The organism is Micromonospora sp. PLK6-60, from assembly GCF_019890675.1.
Taxonomy (GTDB): Bacteria; Actinomycetota; Actinomycetes; order Mycobacteriales; family Micromonosporaceae; genus Micromonospora.
The window spans coordinates 445,653-460,285 of the sequence record NZ_JAIOAA010000002.1; the positions used below are offsets into that span (position 1 = coordinate 445,653).

The 14,633-nt window shown below is 74.9% G+C and carries 15 protein-coding genes; 8 read left to right on the plus strand and 7 right to left on the minus strand.

The window, feature by feature from the left end:
* Window positions 1-79: 79 nt before the first annotated feature.
* Entirely contained in the window at window positions 80-382 is a 303-nt protein-coding gene (locus K7640_RS05010) for a hypothetical protein (protein ID WP_222953493.1), read from the minus strand.
* A gap of 346 nt (window positions 383-728) precedes the next feature.
* Between K7640_RS05010 and K7640_RS05015 the strand changes: the two genes are divergently transcribed.
* The gene (locus tag K7640_RS05015; RefSeq protein WP_222953494.1) at window positions 729-1,097 is read left to right on the plus strand and encodes a hypothetical protein; all 369 of its coding nucleotides are present in this window, start codon (window positions 729-731) and stop codon (window positions 1,095-1,097) included.
* A gap of 87 nt (window positions 1,098-1,184) precedes the next feature.
* On the opposite strand, the gene K7640_RS05020 is transcribed toward K7640_RS05015, so the two are convergent.
* Window positions 1,185-1,757 (minus strand): DUF3000 domain-containing protein, encoded by a 573-nt coding sequence (locus K7640_RS05020; protein WP_222953495.1) that lies wholly within the window; start codon window positions 1,755-1,757, stop codon window positions 1,185-1,187.
* A gap of 168 nt (window positions 1,758-1,925) precedes the next feature.
* On the opposite strand from K7640_RS05020, the gene hemE reads away from it, so the two are divergent.
* The 3 genes from hemE to hemQ are packed head-to-tail and all read left to right on the plus strand — an operon-like array spanning window position 1,926 to window position 5,109.
* Entirely contained in the window at window positions 1,926-2,999 is a 1,074-nt protein-coding gene (gene hemE / locus K7640_RS05025) for a uroporphyrinogen decarboxylase (RefSeq protein WP_222953496.1), read from the plus strand.
* Between the two features lie 2 nt (window positions 3,000-3,001).
* Complete coding sequence (gene hemG, locus K7640_RS05030) at window positions 3,002-4,411, plus strand: protoporphyrinogen oxidase (RefSeq protein WP_222953497.1); 1,410 nt, start codon at window positions 3,002-3,004, stop codon at window positions 4,409-4,411.
* Window positions 4,408-5,109, plus strand: coding sequence for a hydrogen peroxide-dependent heme synthase (gene hemQ / locus K7640_RS05035; protein WP_222953498.1), 702 nt, complete (start codon window positions 4,408-4,410; stop codon window positions 5,107-5,109). The genes hemG and hemQ overlap by 4 nt, the downstream gene beginning before the upstream one ends.
* A 66-nt stretch (window positions 5,110-5,175) precedes the next feature.
* Here the strand turns inward: hemQ and K7640_RS05040 are convergent, their stop codons facing one another.
* The 3 genes from K7640_RS05040 to K7640_RS05050 form a co-directional block, all read right to left on the minus strand.
* Entirely contained in the window at window positions 5,176-7,539 is a 2,364-nt protein-coding gene (locus K7640_RS05040) for an N-acetylmuramoyl-L-alanine amidase (protein WP_222953499.1), read from the minus strand.
* 75 nt (window positions 7,540-7,614) lie between these two features.
* The gene (locus tag K7640_RS05045) at window positions 7,615-8,064 is read right to left on the minus strand and encodes a GNAT family N-acetyltransferase (protein ID WP_222953730.1); all 450 of its coding nucleotides are present in this window, start codon (window positions 8,062-8,064) and stop codon (window positions 7,615-7,617) included.
* 56 nt (window positions 8,065-8,120) lie between these two features.
* The gene (locus K7640_RS05050; protein ID WP_222953500.1) at window positions 8,121-8,381 is read right to left on the minus strand and encodes a Prokaryotic metallothionein; all 261 of its coding nucleotides are present in this window, start codon (window positions 8,379-8,381) and stop codon (window positions 8,121-8,123) included.
* 174 nt (window positions 8,382-8,555) lie between these two features.
* On the opposite strand from K7640_RS05050, the gene K7640_RS05055 reads away from it, so the two are divergent.
* Entirely contained in the window at window positions 8,556-8,831 is a 276-nt protein-coding gene (locus K7640_RS05055; protein ID WP_222953501.1) for an isoamylase early set domain-containing protein, read from the plus strand.
* Window positions 8,832-8,871: 40 nt separating this feature from the next.
* Here the strand turns inward: K7640_RS05055 and msrB are convergent, their stop codons facing one another.
* Window positions 8,872-9,282 (minus strand): peptide-methionine (R)-S-oxide reductase MsrB, encoded by a 411-nt coding sequence (msrB, locus tag K7640_RS05060; RefSeq protein ID WP_222953502.1) that lies wholly within the window; start codon window positions 9,280-9,282, stop codon window positions 8,872-8,874.
* Window positions 9,283-9,329: 47 nt separating this feature from the next.
* Between msrB and ligD the strand changes: the two genes are divergently transcribed.
* Window positions 9,330-10,355 (plus strand): non-homologous end-joining DNA ligase, encoded by a 1,026-nt coding sequence (ligD, locus tag K7640_RS05065; RefSeq protein WP_222953503.1) that lies wholly within the window; start codon window positions 9,330-9,332, stop codon window positions 10,353-10,355.
* 357 nt (window positions 10,356-10,712) lie between these two features.
* Here the strand turns inward: ligD and K7640_RS05070 are convergent, their stop codons facing one another.
* The gene (locus K7640_RS05070) at window positions 10,713-10,955 is read right to left on the minus strand and encodes a hypothetical protein (RefSeq protein ID WP_222953504.1); all 243 of its coding nucleotides are present in this window, start codon (window positions 10,953-10,955) and stop codon (window positions 10,713-10,715) included.
* Window positions 10,956-11,109: 154 nt separating this feature from the next.
* Between K7640_RS05070 and K7640_RS05075 the strand changes: the two genes are divergently transcribed.
* Together K7640_RS05075 and K7640_RS05080 are read left to right on the plus strand one after the other, a co-directional pair.
* Complete coding sequence (locus tag K7640_RS05075; protein ID WP_255608334.1) at window positions 11,110-11,301, plus strand: hypothetical protein; 192 nt, start codon at window positions 11,110-11,112, stop codon at window positions 11,299-11,301.
* 122 nt (window positions 11,302-11,423) lie between these two features.
* The gene (locus tag K7640_RS05080; RefSeq protein WP_222953505.1) at window positions 11,424-14,612 is read left to right on the plus strand and encodes an FtsX-like permease family protein; all 3,189 of its coding nucleotides are present in this window, start codon (window positions 11,424-11,426) and stop codon (window positions 14,610-14,612) included.
* Window positions 14,613-14,633 lie beyond the last annotated feature (21 nt).

Here is a 14,633-nt window from a genome sequence, read left to right on the forward strand (position 1 = left end):
GGCCCGAACGCCCGGGTCCGCCCACGGGGACCAGAAACCTGGAGGAAGACATGTCCCAGCCACCGAACGGCGCGGGCCGCTATCCGGCCCAGCCGCCGGGCGGCACCGTGTACGGCAGCCCGTACGGGGGCGCCGAGCCGCCGCCCCCGCCGCCCGGGGGAGCCGAACCGCCGTCCACCCAGTACGGGCGGCCCGAGCCCGCGTCCCCGCCGTACGGCATGGCCCCGCCGTCCTCGCAGTACGGGCGGGTCGAGCCCGCGTCCCCGCAGTACGGGCGGGCCGAGCCCGCGTCCTCGCAGTACGGTGTGGCCCAGCCGCCCGCGTCACCCGGGGGCGCCCAGCCGCCGTACCCGCAGTACCGGCCGGCCCCGCCGGAGCCCACGCTGTCCCAGCGTGCCGTGCCACCGCCCGCCCCGCCGGCTCCCGGCCAGTACGCCCCGACTGCCGCCCCCTCGCCCGGGTATCCGCAGCCGTTGTCGGCGCCGCCCGTCTCCGGCCCGGGCTTCGGCCCGGGCTTCGGGCCTGTCTCCGGCCCCGGCTTCGCACCTGTCTCCGGCCCCGGCTCAGGCCCCGGTTCAGGCCCCGTCTCCGGGCCCGGTTTTGGACCCGTCTCCGGGCCCGGCTTCGGCCCCGAGCCGATGTCGGCCCCGCCCGGCTCGGCTCCCCCGTACGGGCCGTCGAGCCCGGGTCGCCCCGGCCGGGGCCGTACCGTTCTGGTCCTCGCCGTCGTGGCCGGGCTGCTCTTCGTCCTCGGCGGCGTGATGACCGGCCTCTACGTCACCACGAACGGGAAGCTGGACCGGGCCGAGAAGCAGGTCAGCCAGCAGGAGGGCACCATCGGCGCCAACCAGCGGGAGATCGACAAGCTGAAGGTCGACCTCCAGTCGCTGCGGGACAAGCTGGCCGACACGCAGCAGGACCTGACCGGCACCAAGAACGACCGGGACGAGCAGGCCCGACAGAAGAAGATCATCGCCAGTTGCCTGGACAAGCTGACCACGGCTCTCGGGGCGGCGTCGCGGGGCGACCGGGCCACCTTCGAGGCGGCCAGCAAGGGCCTGGAGAAGGTCTGCAACGAGGCGGACAACTACCTCTGAGCACCCCCGGCACGGGCCGCGCCGGTCACCGGTGCGGCCCGTACGCCTGCGGTCGGTCACCCGGCGTGCCGGTGCGGGCCCGACCGGTCAGGCCGCGCCCGCCGGGCGGCGCTCCGGCAGCGGGGTGACCCCGGGCGGCGGCAGCCCGGCGGTGGAGGCCAGCAGCGCACACCAGGCGAGCAGGTGCGCGCCCAGGTCGCCGCCGAGGGGCGTCCAGGAGGCGCGGATCTCGATGTCGCCGGCCGCGGGCGGCCCGGCCAGGTCGCCGAACCGGGTCGACATGGTCTGCGTCACGGTGCCGCCGATCGCCCGGTAGCTCGCCTCCTGCGCCTCCAGCGCGTCGGTCAGCCAGGTCCAGCCGACGGCGGGCAGCAGCGGATCCGCGGCCAGGTCGGCCTCCAGGTCGGCGGTCACGTACGTGACCAGCCGCAGCGTGCCCTGCCAGGCCTCGTGTCCGGCCGGGTCGTGCAGCAGGATCAGCCGCCCGGTGGCCACCTCGTCGCCGTCCCGGTGCACCCCGGCGGAGAGCGCGAAGGAGTACGGCGCGAGCCGCTGGGGGGCGCCGACCTCCTCCAGCGTGATCTCGGGGCGGCAGGTGGCCGACCGCAGCCCGGTGACCGCGTGGGCGAACATCTCCGGGAGCGCGATCGGGGGGGCCATGCCGGCAGCCTATGCCCGTACCGCCCGGGCGGGCGCGACGGCACGCCGACGGCTCGCGCCCGGGCGGTCCGGCACGCCGGACGCGGCCCCGGGTGTTAACAGGGGGCCCCTGCTCTACCGAATGCGTTAACAGGGGGCCCCTCCTTGCACCTCAGGGGGCGTGGCACGATGGCCGCGATGAGCACCGACAGCACGGGCGCCGCCGCCCGAAACTCGCCCTTCGTCCGGGCCTGCCGCCGCGAGCCGGTCCCGCACACCCCGGTCTGGTTCATGCGTCAGGCCGGCCGGTCGCTGCCGGAGTACCGCGAGATCCGCGCGAACGTGGCGATGCTGGACTCCTGCCGCCGCCCCGAGCTGGTCACCGAGATCACCCTCCAGCCGGTCCGCCGGCACGGGGTGGACGCGGCGATCCTGTTCAGCGACATCGTCGTCCCGGTCGCCGCCGCCGGCGTGGACCTGGACATCGTGCCCGGCACCGGGCCGGTCGTCGCCGAGCCGGTGCGTACCGCCGCCGACGTGCAGCGGATCCGGCCGATCGGCCGCGACGACGTCCCGTACGTGGACGAGGCGGTCCGGCTGCTCGTCGCCGAGCTCGGCGGCACCCCGCTGATCGGCTTCGCCGGCGCCCCGTTCACCCTGGCCAGCTACCTGGTCGAGGGCGGCCCGTCGCGGACCCACGCGAAGACCAAGGCGCTGATGCACGGCGACCCGGAGCTGTGGCACGCGCTCTGCGGCCGGCTGGCCGACGTGACGCTGGAGTTCCTCCGGGTCCAGGTCGCCGCCGGGGTGTCCGCGGTGCAGCTGTTCGACTCGTGGGCCGGGGCGCTCTCCGAGGCCGACTACCGCCGCTTCGTCATGCCGCACTCGGCGAAGGTGCTCGCCGGGCTGGGCGCCGACGTGCCGCGGATCCACTTCGGGGTGGGCACCGGCGAGCTGCTCGCCGCGATGGGCGAGGCCGGCGCCGACGTGGTGGGCGTGGACTGGCGTACCCCGCTGGACGTCGCGACCCGCCGGATCGGCCCGGACAAGGCCGTGCAGGGCAACCTCGACCCGACGCTGCTGTTCGCCCCGTGGCCGGTGATCGAGGCGGAGGTGCGGCGGATCCTCGGCGAGGGCCGGGCCGCCCCCGGGCACGTGTTCAACCTCGGCCACGGCGTGCTGCCGGAGACCGACCCGGACGTGCTGACCCGGGTGGTCGCGCTGGTCCACGAGGTCTCCGCGCGCCCGGCGGAGCGGGGCTGACCATGGCCCGGCCGTGGCGCATCGCGATCGTCGGCGGCGGCATCACCGGGCTGGCCGCCGCGGTCCGGTTGCGCGACGCCGCCCCCGCCGGCACCGAGATCACCGTGTACGAGGGTTCCGGCGCGCTCGGCGGCAAGCTGCGCACCGGCGAGCTGGCCGGCCGACCTGTCGAGTTCGGCGCCGAGTCGTTCCTGATGCGTGACCCGGCCGGCGGCGAGTCCGCCGCGGTGGCCCTGGCCCGCCGGCTCGGCCTGGCCGAGCAGATCGTGCACCCCACCGTCGGGCAGGCCGCCCTCGCCGTCGACGGCGTGTTGCGCCCGGTGCCCGGCGGCACCCTGGTCGGCGTACCCGGGGATCTGGCGCAGGTGGCGACCGTGGCGGCGCCGACGGCGGACGCCGACCGCGACGGCGGCCGGCCGCTGCTCGGCGCGGACCAGGACGTGGCGGTCGGCGCGCTGGTCCGGGCCCGGCTGGGCGACCAGGTGGTGGACCGGCTGGTCGACCCGATGCTCGGCGGCGTCTACGCCGGCCGGGCCGACGACCTGTCGCTGGCCACCACCATGCCGGCCCTGGCGCGGGCGGCCCGGGTGGAGCACACCCTGGTCGGCGCGGTCCGCGCCGCGCAGGCCGCCGCCCCGCGTACGCCCGGCGCGCCGGTCTTCGGCACCCTGGCCGGCGGGCTGAGCACCCTGGTCGAGGCGGCGGCCCGGGCCAGCGGCGCGACCATCCGCACCGGCGCCACCGTGCGCGAGCTGACCCGGACCACCGACGGCTGGCGGCTGACCGTGGGACCCACCCGGGACCCCGAGCTGGTCGAGGCGGACGCCGTGCTGCTCGCCGTGCCGGCCCGGCCGGCGGCCCGGCTGCTCGCCGAGGTGGACCCGGCGGTGGCCGCCGGGGTCGGCGGGCTCGACTACGCCAGCGTCGCCCTGGTCACCCTGGCCCTGCCCGCACCCGACCTGCCCCGGCTCTCCGGTTTCCTGGTGCCGGCCACCGAGGGGCTGCTGATCAAGGCGTCGACGTTCTTCACCACCAAGTGGGGGCACCTGGCCCAGCCGGACGGGGTGGCCCTGGTCCGCGCCTCCGTCGGCCGGTACGGCGAGGAGACCTCGCTCCAGCTCGCCGACGACGACCTGCTGGCGGCCGTGCACAAGGAGCTGTCCGGGGTGCTCGGCACGCCGTTGCCCGCCCCGCTCGCCGGCCACGTGCAGCGCTGGGGCGGGGCGCTGCCGCAGTACACCCCGGGCCACCTGGACCGGGTGGCGGCGGCCCGGACGGCGCTACGCGCGGCGTACCCCACGCTGGTCCTGGCCGGCGCCGGCTACGACGGCGTCGGCATCCCGGTCTGCGTCCGCTCCGGCGCGACGGCGGCCGACGAGATCATCGAAGCACTGGAAGGATCGGGGAGATGACCGAGCAGACCAACGCGGCCCGGCTGCGGGAGCTGAACGCCAGCATCCGCTACACCATGTGGTCGGTGTACCGGGCCAGCGGACCGCTGCCGTCCCTGCGGGACAACGTCGTCGGCGAGGTCGAGTCGCTCTTCGACGAGCTGGCCGGCAAGGACGTCACCGTCCGCGGCACGTACGACGTGTCCGGGCTGCGCGCCGACGCGGACGTGATGATCTGGTGGCACTCGTCCTCCAGCGACGCGCTGCAGGACGCGTACCTGCGGTTCCGGCGCACCACGCTGGGCCGGGCGCTCACCCCGGTCTGGTCGCAGCTGGCGCTGCACCGGCCGGCCGAGTTCAACAAGAGCCACATCCCGGCGTTCCTGGCCGGTGAGGAGCCGCGCCGCTACCTCTGCGTCTATCCGTTCGTCCGCTCCTACGAGTGGTATCTGCTGCCCGACGCCGAGCGGCGGGAGATGCTGGCCGAGCACGGCCGGCTGGCCCGCGGCTACCCGGACGTACGCGCCAACACGGTCGCCTCGTTCGCCCTCGGCGACTACGAGTGGATGCTCGCCTTCGAGGCCGACGAGCTGCACCGCATCGTCGACCTGATGCGGGACCTGCGCGCCTCCGGCGCCCGTCGGCACGTCCGCGAGGAGGTCCCGTTCTACACCGGGCGCCGCCGCTCGGTCGCCGAGATCGTCAACTGCCTGGTCTGACCGGCGTCGCCTACGGTTCGGGCCCCGGAGGGATTCCTCCGGGGCCCGAACCGTGCGGTCAGCGGGTCACTTGACCACGGCGAACCCGTCCACGGTGACGGCCGGGCGGCCGGCGGTGCCGACCACCACCACCTCGACGGTGTGGCTGCCGCTGGCGGTCCAGCTCTTCGTCCACACCGCCTGCCGGTACGGGGTGTTCGCCGCGTACAGGTCGACGGTGCCGGCCTTCACCCCGTCGAGGTAGATGTCCGCCTGCCCGGACTGCGGCGAGCGGGCGGCGACGAGGGCGAACGACCGGCCGGTGAAGGTCCACTTCAGCGACGAGCCCTTGGTCGACGAGGTGGTCGCCAGGCCGCCCAGGTGGGAGGTGCTGCTGACGTCCTTCCAGGTGCCCTTGCGGGTGGCCGACCGCTCGGAGGTCAGCCCGGCGGTGCGGGTGCTGGCCACGGTCTGCGCGTTGCCGGCCCAGTCGGCGGCCTTCACCTGCCAGGTGGTGGCGGTGTTGTGCGCGGCCGTCCGGGCCCAGCTCCCGTTCGGCGCGTACTGCATCTCGGCCGGGGAGTTGAGGATCTGCACGAACCGCACGGCGGTGTTGTCGTTCGCCTTGGCGGTGACGGTCACCGGCATGGTGGCGGTGGTGCTCAGCGTGCCGGTGCGCAGCGCCACCTCCGGGTTCTGGGTGAAGGTCGGCGCGACGGCGTCGCCGTACAGTTGCAGCGCGGGCGTGGTGGTGAAGTGCCCGAGGACGTGCACGGCGCGTACCTGAAGGGTGTGCGGGCCGGGGGTGACGCGGGCGCTGCCGCTGCGGGCGGTGCCCGGGACGGTCCCGGCGATCTGGCCGTCGAGCAGCACCTCGAACCGGTTGATCAGCGCCGACGCCGTGGTCACCGTCCAGTTCACCGTGACCGTCGGGTGCCGGGTGAAGTAGGTGCCGCCGTTCAGCGAGGCGTTCAGGCTGGTCACCTTCAGGCCGGTGATCCGGGCGGCCTTGGTGCGGATGGTGGGCAGCTGGTTGTAGAGGCTGTCGCCCGGGCACACGGTGGCGTCACCGTCGCGGTGGCCGGGGACGCGGTTCAACGTGACCGACTGCCCGGCCTTGAACTTGTTGTTGTCGATGACGGCGGTGGTGGTGAACGACCCGGCCGCGTCGTAGCCGTACGGACCGAGCTTGTACGCGGCGACGTGCGCGATCGCGTTCTGCACGGTCTCCGAGACACCCGAGGTGGTGAAGGTGCCGATCACCGCGATCGACGAGTAGTCCGTGTTGAAACCCTTGGTCTGCGCGCCGACCACCGGCTTGTCGATGCCGCCCTTGCGTCCCTCGTAGATGGTGCCGCACTTGTCGACCAGGAAGTTGTAGCCGATGTCGTTGTAGCCGTCGCTCTTCACGTCGGTGGCGAAGATGGCCCGGACGATGGCGGCCGAGTCGGCGCAGTTGTAGTCGTTGCCGGTCGCGGTGTGGTGCACCCAGAACCCCCGGACCTCGGTGCCGTAGTCCGGGGGGTTCTTGACCAGCGTCTCGTCCGCTCCCCACTGCGCCCGGTTGAGCAGCGTCGGGGCCGGGACGGTGCTGGCTGCGGTGGTGCCGGCCGCGGCCGCCGTGGCGGTCGCCCGGGGCAGCGGCTTGGTGGTCGCCGGTGCCGGCGCCGTGGTCGTGGCGGTGGGGGCCGGGGCGGGCGCGGTGGTCGGCGCGGGGGCCGGCGCGGTGGCGGTCGGGGCTGGCTCGGCGGTCGCGGTGGGTGCCGGCTCGGTGGGGTCCGGCTCGGCGGGCGTCGGATCGGTGGTGGGCGTCTCGGTGGGGTCCGGGTCGGCGGTCGGCTCCAGCGCCCGCGCCTGCGCCACCGGCTGCAGCCGCGGCGCCCGGCGCTCGCCGGTGCCGGCGGCGTGTTTGCGCACCCGGGCCTGCTCGCCGGGGTCGATCAGGTCCAGTCGCAGCCCGGCGGGGAGCTTGTCGCTGACCTTGCCGGAGGCGGCCTGGACGCGGACCTCGACCCCGTCGGAGGGGCCGACCCAGAGCGGACTGCTGGCGCCGCGCAGCCTGCCGGGCACGTCCTCGGGGCTGCCCGGGTCCACCCCGCTGGGGTCGTCGAGATTGAGCTGCTTCCAGCCGGACCAGGAACCGGTCTTGACCGCGCGGGTCCGCACGGAGACGGTGCCGTTCAGCTCGGCCTTCGGGTTCTTCCAGGTGAGCCCGAGCATGCTGAACCGGTCGGTGCGCCGCTGCGGGAGCACCGCCTCGGTCGGCTTGTCCGCCGGCAGCTCGACGGTGTGCAGGGCGGTGGTCACCGGGCCGCTGGCCAGCTCCCACTGGGCCGCGTCGTCGGTGCCGTCCGGGCCGGTGGCCACCACGGTGGCGGTCACCGCCGCGGCGGCGGCCACGGCGCCGGCGGCTGTCGCCGCCGTCCAGCGGTTCCAGCGAATCCCCGTCAATCTCACTGCGTAGTCCCTCCGCGTGACGTCACTGGGGATTCAAGCGGTCCCCAGCGGGGAGACGTTACACCGGGATCACGTGCCGATGTGTCGATGCATCGGCGTGTGTGGGATGCCGTCCTCGACGTATTCCGGCCCGCTGACGACGAAACCGTGCCGGGCATAGAAGCCGACCAGGTAGGACTGTGCCTCCAGGACGCAGGGTCGGTCGCCGGCCAGCCGCAGCGCCGCGGCCATCAGCCGGCCGGCGTGCCCGCCGCGCCGGGCCTCGGGCGCGACCACCACCCGGCCGATCCGGGCCACGCCGTCGGGGTCGGCGAGGACCCGCAGGTACGCCAGCGGTCCGCGCTCGCCGGCCAGCCAGAGATGGCGGGTGCCGGGTTCCACATCCCGCCCGTCGAGTTCCGGGTACGGGCAGGCCTGCTCGACGACGAACACGTCGAGGCGCAGCTTCAGCAGGTCGTGGAAGGTGCGGGCGTCCAGCTCGTCGAACGCCGCGACCCGCACCTCGGAACTCGTCGACAGCACCCGCCGATGCTACGACCCGCCACTCCGTCCGCCGAGGGACGGGCGGGGCGGGATCAGGAGGGGCGGGCGCCGACGGCGTCGCGGATCTCGGCGCCCTCGCCGCGCACCGCGCTGCGGGCGCAGTGGCCGCAGCAGAAGAACCGGCCGTTGACCTCCACGCCGTGGCCGACGATCTTGACCTGGCAGTGCTCGCAGATCGGCGCGAGCTTGTGCGCGGCGCACTCGAACGAGTCGAAGGTGTGCACGTCACCGCTGACCGTGCGGACCTCGAACGTCATCCAGTAGTCGTTGCCGCAGACTTCACAGGTTGCCATCTGAAACCCCCCGAAAACGGACCCGTCATCCCAGGGTCGGGGAACGGACACACCGCGGCAACCGGAACCGGCGAACCTGGTCCGGCTCGACGGCGAGTCGCCCCCGGCGTGTCGCGCGTTAGCCCTGGTGAGCGCCCTCGCACCGGTGACCGCCCGCGAACCCCGGAGGACCACGTGATCAAGCGGAACAAGCTCTTCGGCAGCCAGACCCGGGTCACCTTCTGCCTGCCCCGGGACACCCCGCCCGGCACGGTCAGCGTGGTGGGCTGCTTCAACGGCTGGCAGCCCGGCCGGCACGAGCTGGTCGCCCGGCGCGACGGCACCCGCACCGTCACCGTCCGGCTGGGGCCGGGCGAGTACCGCTTCCGCTACCTGGCCACCGGCGGCGTCTGGCTCGACGACGAGTCCGCCGACGAGGTGGACGAGCAGGGCAGCCGGCTGCGGCTCTGACCCCGCAGGCCCGGCCCGGCCGGCGCTCCCGGCCCGTCGGTCACGCCTCGCGGGGCTCCAGCCGGATCGAGATCGAGTTGACGCAGTGCCGGGTGTCCTTCGGGGTGAAGCCCTCGCCCTCGAACACGTGCCCGAGGTGGCTGTCGCAGCGGGCGCAGCGGATCTCCGTACGCCGCATGCCGAGGGTGTTGTCGGGGATCTCCTTGACCGCGCCCGGGATGGCGTCGTCGAAGCTCGGCCAACCGCAGTGCGAGTCGAACTTGGCGTCGCTGCGGAACAGCTCCGCCCCGCACGCCCGGCAGTGGTAGACGCCCGGCGTCTTGGTGTCGACGTACTCGCCGGTCCACGGGCGCTCGGTGCCCGCCTGCCGGAGCACCCGGAACTCCTCGGGACTCAGCCGCACCCGCCACTCGTCCTCGGTGGTGGGCAGTTCGCTCTCGGAAAGACTCACCCGTCAACGGTACGTCGGGCGTCGGTGCCATCGCATATGGTCGCGCAATGGGTGGCACGAAAGCCGCGGCCGAGCAGATCGAGGTGGCCGGGCAGACCGTACGGTTGAGCAGCCCGGACCGGGTGATCTTCCCGCAGCGCGGCTTCACCAAGGCGGACGTCTTCCACTACTACCTCGCGGTCGGCGACGGGATCATGCGGGCGCTGCGGGACCGCCCGACCACGCTGCAACGCTTCCCCGACGGCGTCGAGGGGGAGATGTTCTTCCAGAAGCGGGTGCCGACCCGGGGCGTGCCGCCCTGGGTGCGCACGGCGACGATCAGCTTCCCCAGCGGCCGCACCGCCGACGAGCTCTGCCCGGCCGACCTGGCGCACGTCGCCTGGGCGGCGCAGATGGGCACCGTCGTGTTCCACCCCTGGCCGGTCCGGGCCGGCCACGTCGACCACCCCGACGAGCTGCGGGTGGATCTCGACCCGCAGCCCGGCACCGACTTCGCCGACGCGGCCACCGCCGCCGGCGAGCTGCGCGCCCTCCTCGACGAGCTGGGGGTGCCCGGCTGGCCGAAGACCTCCGGTGGCCGGGGCGTGCACGTCTACCTGCGGATCCAGCCCCGCTGGACGTTCGTCGAGGTGCGCCGGGCGACCATCGCGCTGGCCCGGGAGCTGGAACGCCGCCGGCCCGACCTGGTCACCACCGCCTGGTGGAAGGAGGAGCGCGGCGAGCGGGTCTTCGTGGACTACAACCAGATGGCCCGGGACCGCACCATCGCCTGCGCGTACTCGCTGCGGGCCAACGCCCGGGCCACCGTCTCCACCCCGGTCGGCTGGGACGAGCTGGCCGACGTCGACCCGGACGACTTCGACCTGCGTACGGTGCCGGCCCGGCTGGCCGAGCGGGGCGACCCGCACGCCGGCATCGACCACGCGGGGTGGGACATCAGCCCGCTGCTGGAGTGGGCCGACCGGGACGCCGCCGCCGGCCAGGGCGACCTGCCGTATCCGCCGGACCACCCGAAGATGCCCGGCGAGCCCAAGCGCGTCCAACCCTCCCGCGACCGCGACCGCCCCCGCTGAGGTGTAAGGCGGGGCCCCCTGTTAACGCATTCGGTAGAGGAAGGGCCCCCTGTTAACACCCGGGGAGTTCCGGCCCGCCCACCCGTCTCGTCCCACCCCCCGCGCCGTCACCACCGCATCCCCTCCGCCGGCCCCTGTCCGCGCCCCTCCGTTCCCGCCTTCCGTCCCCATGCCGGCCCTCCGGTTGATCGATCATGGAGTTAGCGGCCTGTTTGATCTCTTGCGAGACCGCTAACTCCATGATCGACGGCGGCGAGAGGAGATCTTGGAAACTTGTCGTTCGCTGGGAACGACAAGTTGCCAAGATTCACGGCGAGCGGGCGTGGGTGCGGGTGGCGACTGCGGCAGGTCGTGGGGTCAGTTGTGGGTGCCGTCGTCGCGGTGGGCCGTCCAGGCCAGGAAGCGGTCGAACAGTTCCGCCGGGGACGGCTCGGGCTTGGCGTTCAGCTTGAGCAGATCGCCGGCCGCGTCGAAGAGGCAGCCGGCCAGGTAGACGCTGAGGCCCACCCGGTCGCGGCGGTATTCCAGCAGCAGCAACAGCCGGGCCGGCTGGCACGGCCAGGGGCCGGCGCACACCCGGCACAGCCACAACGGCCGCATCGGCAGGTGCGGCCGGACGGCCCGGCGGCTGCGGTCAGGAGCAGGGGAAACGCCGCCATTGGTCACCCCACGATCCTGACCGCATCGTTAGCGATCGTCAACCCCGATCGTAGTTAACGGCCATCGGACAACCGCACATACCTACCGTCAACCTGTGGTCGAGTTCGTGGGCATCGCCGAGATCCGAGACCTGCTCGGAGGGGTAAGCCGTGCCCGCGCGTCGGTGGTCGCCTCACGCCGTGACTTCCCGGCTCCCTATCAGGTGCTGAAGATGGGGCAGATCTGGCGGAAGTCCGACGTCGAGAAGTGGATCAGAGAGCACCGGCCGGAGCTGGCGACGGACTGAGCGCGGGCCCCAAATCCGGCCCTCCCGGCATCGGGTAACGATCACGTAACGGGCGCGAACCTTTCCCACCCCCTCACGCCTTTCTCTCGGCGTCGGCCCACCCGGGCCCGGGGAGGCGTCGGATGAAGTTGGTGTGGAGGCGGGCCCGCGCGGCACGCGGTCTGCTGGTCGCCGCGACGGTCGCGGCCCTGGTGTCGGTGGCGCTGGTCACCGGGTTGTCCGACTACAACCGCCGCGCGGTGGAGGCGGGCCAGCTCAGCGTGCTGGCCGCGTCGCCCGCGGAGGAGCGGAGCCTGCTGATCGGCGGCGCCGGGGGTCGGGACCAGGCCGAGTTCACCGCGCGCGACCAGGCCGTACGCGACTGGTTCGCCCGGGGTGTGGGAGGCGTGCCGGCCGCGGTGGCCGGCTCCCGGGGCGGTACGGGCCGGGAGCTGACCGGTGACCTGGGCACCGTGGTCCGGCAGGGCGACGACCCGGTCTTCGCCAACCTCGCCATGCTGGACGACCTGGCCGGGCACGCCGAGCTGACCGCCGGGGCCTGGCCGGTGGACGGGGCGACGCCGACCCAGGTGACCGTGCCGGAGCGGGTCGCCGCGACCCTGGGGCTGACCGTCGGCGAGCGGGTTCCGCTGCGTGACCGGAGCACCGAGAAGGCCAGCGAGGTGGTGGTCGCCGGCACCTGGCGGCCCCGCGACCCGGCCTCGCCGTACTGGCGGCTGGCCCCGGGGGCGATCGCCACGGCCGGCAACGACACCTCGTACGGGCCGTTCGCGCTCACCCCGGCCGACTTCGCGCGGACCTTCCCGGGGCCCACGTCGGCGTCCTGGGTGGTCACGCCCGACCTGGGCCGCGCCGACCCGGCCCGGCTGGACCCGGTACGCGAGGCGGTGGCGGCGGCCGGCGCGACGCTGCCCACCGACGCCGGGTTGGGCTCCTCGGCGCAGCTCGTCACCGGCATGGACCAGCTGCTCGACCGGCTCGGCCGGGCCGACCTGGTGGGCCGGTCCGCGCTGCTCACCCCGCTGCTGCTGATCCTGGTGCTCGGCGGGTACGCGCTGCTCCTGGTCGCCGCGCTGCTGCACGAGGACCGCCGGGACCAGACCGCCCTGCTGCGCGCCCGGGGTGCGGCCCGTGGCCAGCTCGCCGGCCTGGCCGCCCGGGAGGCCACCCTGGTGGTGCTGCCCGCGGTGCTGCTCGCCCCGTTCTTCGCCGACGAGATGCTGCGCTGGGTACGCCCCGCCGGCGGCGGGCCGGTCCTGCCCGCCGGCAGCGCCGCCCTGGTCTGGGCGGTCACCCTGGCCACCGCCGTCGGTTGCCTGGTGGCGATGGTGGTGCCGACCCTGCGGACCGCCCGGACGTACGTGGCGGAGATGTCGGCCCGGTCCCGGCCGGAGCGCTCCGCCCTGGTGCAGCGGGCCGGGATCGACCTGGCCCTGGTCGGGCTCGCCGTGCTGGCCTGGACCCAGCTGCGCGGCTACGCCGGCCCGCTGGCCGGCGCCGGCGGCGGGCTCGGGGTGGACCCGCTGCTGGTCGCCGCCCCCACCATCGGGGTGCTGGCCGGCGCGGTGGTGGCACTGCGGATGCTGCCCCCGGCCACCCGGTTCGCCGAGCGGTTCGTCGACCGGCGGCCCTGGACCGCCACCATGTTCGGGATGTGGCAGGCGGGGCGCCGCCCGCACGCCGGGCCGGTGCTGCTGCTCGCCCTCGCCGTGGGCAGCAGCACCCTGGCCTGGTCGCTGGTCACCACCGGCGAACGGTCCCACGTCGACCAGGCCGACCACACCGTCGGCGCCGACCTGCGGGTGACCGAGCGCAACGGCGCCGCGCCGGTCGGGCGCGCCGGTGAGCTGCGGGCCCTGGACGGCGCCCGGGAGGCGGCGCCGGCCTGGCGGGACGAGGTGCGGCTCGGCCCGAACGACCTGGCCACCACCGTGGTCGCCATCGACGCCGCCCGGGCCGCCGGCCTGGTACGGCTGGACGAGCGGCTCGCCGACGAGCCGGTCCCGGCGCTCTGGCAGCGGCTGACCCGGGCCCGGGGAGCACCCGCCGGTCTCGAACTGCCACCGGGCACCCGGCGGCTCACCGGCACCCTCCGCACCCCGGTCGAGGCGCCGATCCGCCCGCACCCGGTGCGGGTGGCGGCCCTGCTGACCGGCGCGGACGGGCTCGCGTACCGGCTGTCGCTGCCGGACGGGCAGTCCGCCGGCGGTCCGGTGCCGTTCACCGTCGACCTGCCCGACGTCGGCTCCGGCGCGCTCCGGCTGGCCGGCTTCGACGCCGACGCCGGTGACTCGCTCGGCCAGGCGTACCACCTCCAGGTCAGCGGCCTGAAGACCGTGGGCGCGGACGGCGCGGCCCGGCCGGTCGGCCTCGACGGGAACTGGGTCACGGTCACCACCGCGGCCGGCGGGGAGGGGCGGGTCAGCGGCGACGCCGCCGGGTTCGACGCCCGGCAGGAGGTGGGCTACCTGCCCGGCGGCCAGTTCGCGTACCAGCAGCCGAGCGCCTTCGCCGTCGTGCCCGGCGGGTCGAACCCGCCGGTGCCGGCGTTGATCACCCCGCAGGTACGGGAGTCGCTGAGCCTGCGTACGGGGGACATCCTCGACGTGGCGCTCTCCGGCGCGACCGTGCAGGTGCAGGTGGTCGGCGAGGTCGACGCGCTGCCGACCGCCGCCGGCGCCGGCATGGTGCTGGACCTGCCGGCCGCCGTGGACTGGCTGATCCGGGCCAGGGGCACCGTACGGCCGACCCCGGAGTGGTGGCTGACCACGGCCCCGGGCGACCACGCGGCCGCCGCCACGGCCGCGGCGGAACTGCCCGGCGTGACGGTGGCGGACCGGCGGGCGGTGGCCGAGGCGGCGGCCCGCGACCCGTACTGGCTGGGGGCGCGCACCGGCCTGCTGGCCGCGGCACTCGGCTCGATCCTGCTGGCGCTGGTCGGGTTGGGGGTCGACGTGTGGGCCACCGCCCGCCGCCGGCTCGGCGAGTACGCGGTGTTGAACACCCTGGGCGCGGCCCCCCGGCTGCTGGCCCGGGCGCTCCTGGCCGAGCAGGCGTTCCTGGCCGGCATCGGGGTGGGCGTCGGGCTGCTGCTCGGCACCGGGGTCGGCGCGACGATGGCGCCGCTGCTGATCCTGACCCCGGCCGCCGGGCGGCCGGTGCCCGAGGCGGCCTTCGCGCTGCCCTGGACGCCGATCGGCGCCACCGCGCTCGGGCTGCTGCTGACCGCGCTCGCGTTCAGCGCGGCCATCGCGCTCGGCATCCGGCAGCGGGTGGCGGCAGCACAACTGCGGATCGGGGGAGACCGGTGAGGGGACGGATGGACACGGGCG

Excerpts from the sequence above, each read along its gene's own strand:
- K7640_RS05020 (WP_222953495.1), bottom strand. The coding sequence starts at position 1,757 with ATGGCCCCCCCGATCGCGCTCCCGGAGATGTTCGCCCACGCGGTCACC.
- hemQ (WP_222953498.1), top strand. The coding sequence starts at position 4,408 with ATGACCGAGCAGACCAACGCGGCCCGGCTGCGGGAGCTGAACGCCAGC.
- K7640_RS05050 (WP_222953500.1), bottom strand. The coding sequence starts at position 8,381 with ATGGCAACCTGTGAAGTCTGCGGCAACGACTACTGGATGACGTTCGAG.
- hemE (WP_222953496.1), top strand. The coding sequence starts at position 1,926 with ATGGCCGCGATGAGCACCGACAGCACGGGCGCCGCCGCCCGAAACTCG.
- ligD (WP_222953503.1), top strand. The coding sequence starts at position 9,330 with ATGGGTGGCACGAAAGCCGCGGCCGAGCAGATCGAGGTGGCCGGGCAG.
- K7640_RS05080 (WP_222953505.1), top strand. The coding sequence starts at position 11,424 with ATGAAGTTGGTGTGGAGGCGGGCCCGCGCGGCACGCGGTCTGCTGGTC.
- K7640_RS05070 (WP_222953504.1), bottom strand. The coding sequence starts at position 10,955 with ATGCGGCCGTTGTGGCTGTGCCGGGTGTGCGCCGGCCCCTGGCCGTGC.
- hemG (WP_222953497.1), top strand. The coding sequence starts at position 3,002 with ATGGCCCGGCCGTGGCGCATCGCGATCGTCGGCGGCGGCATCACCGGG.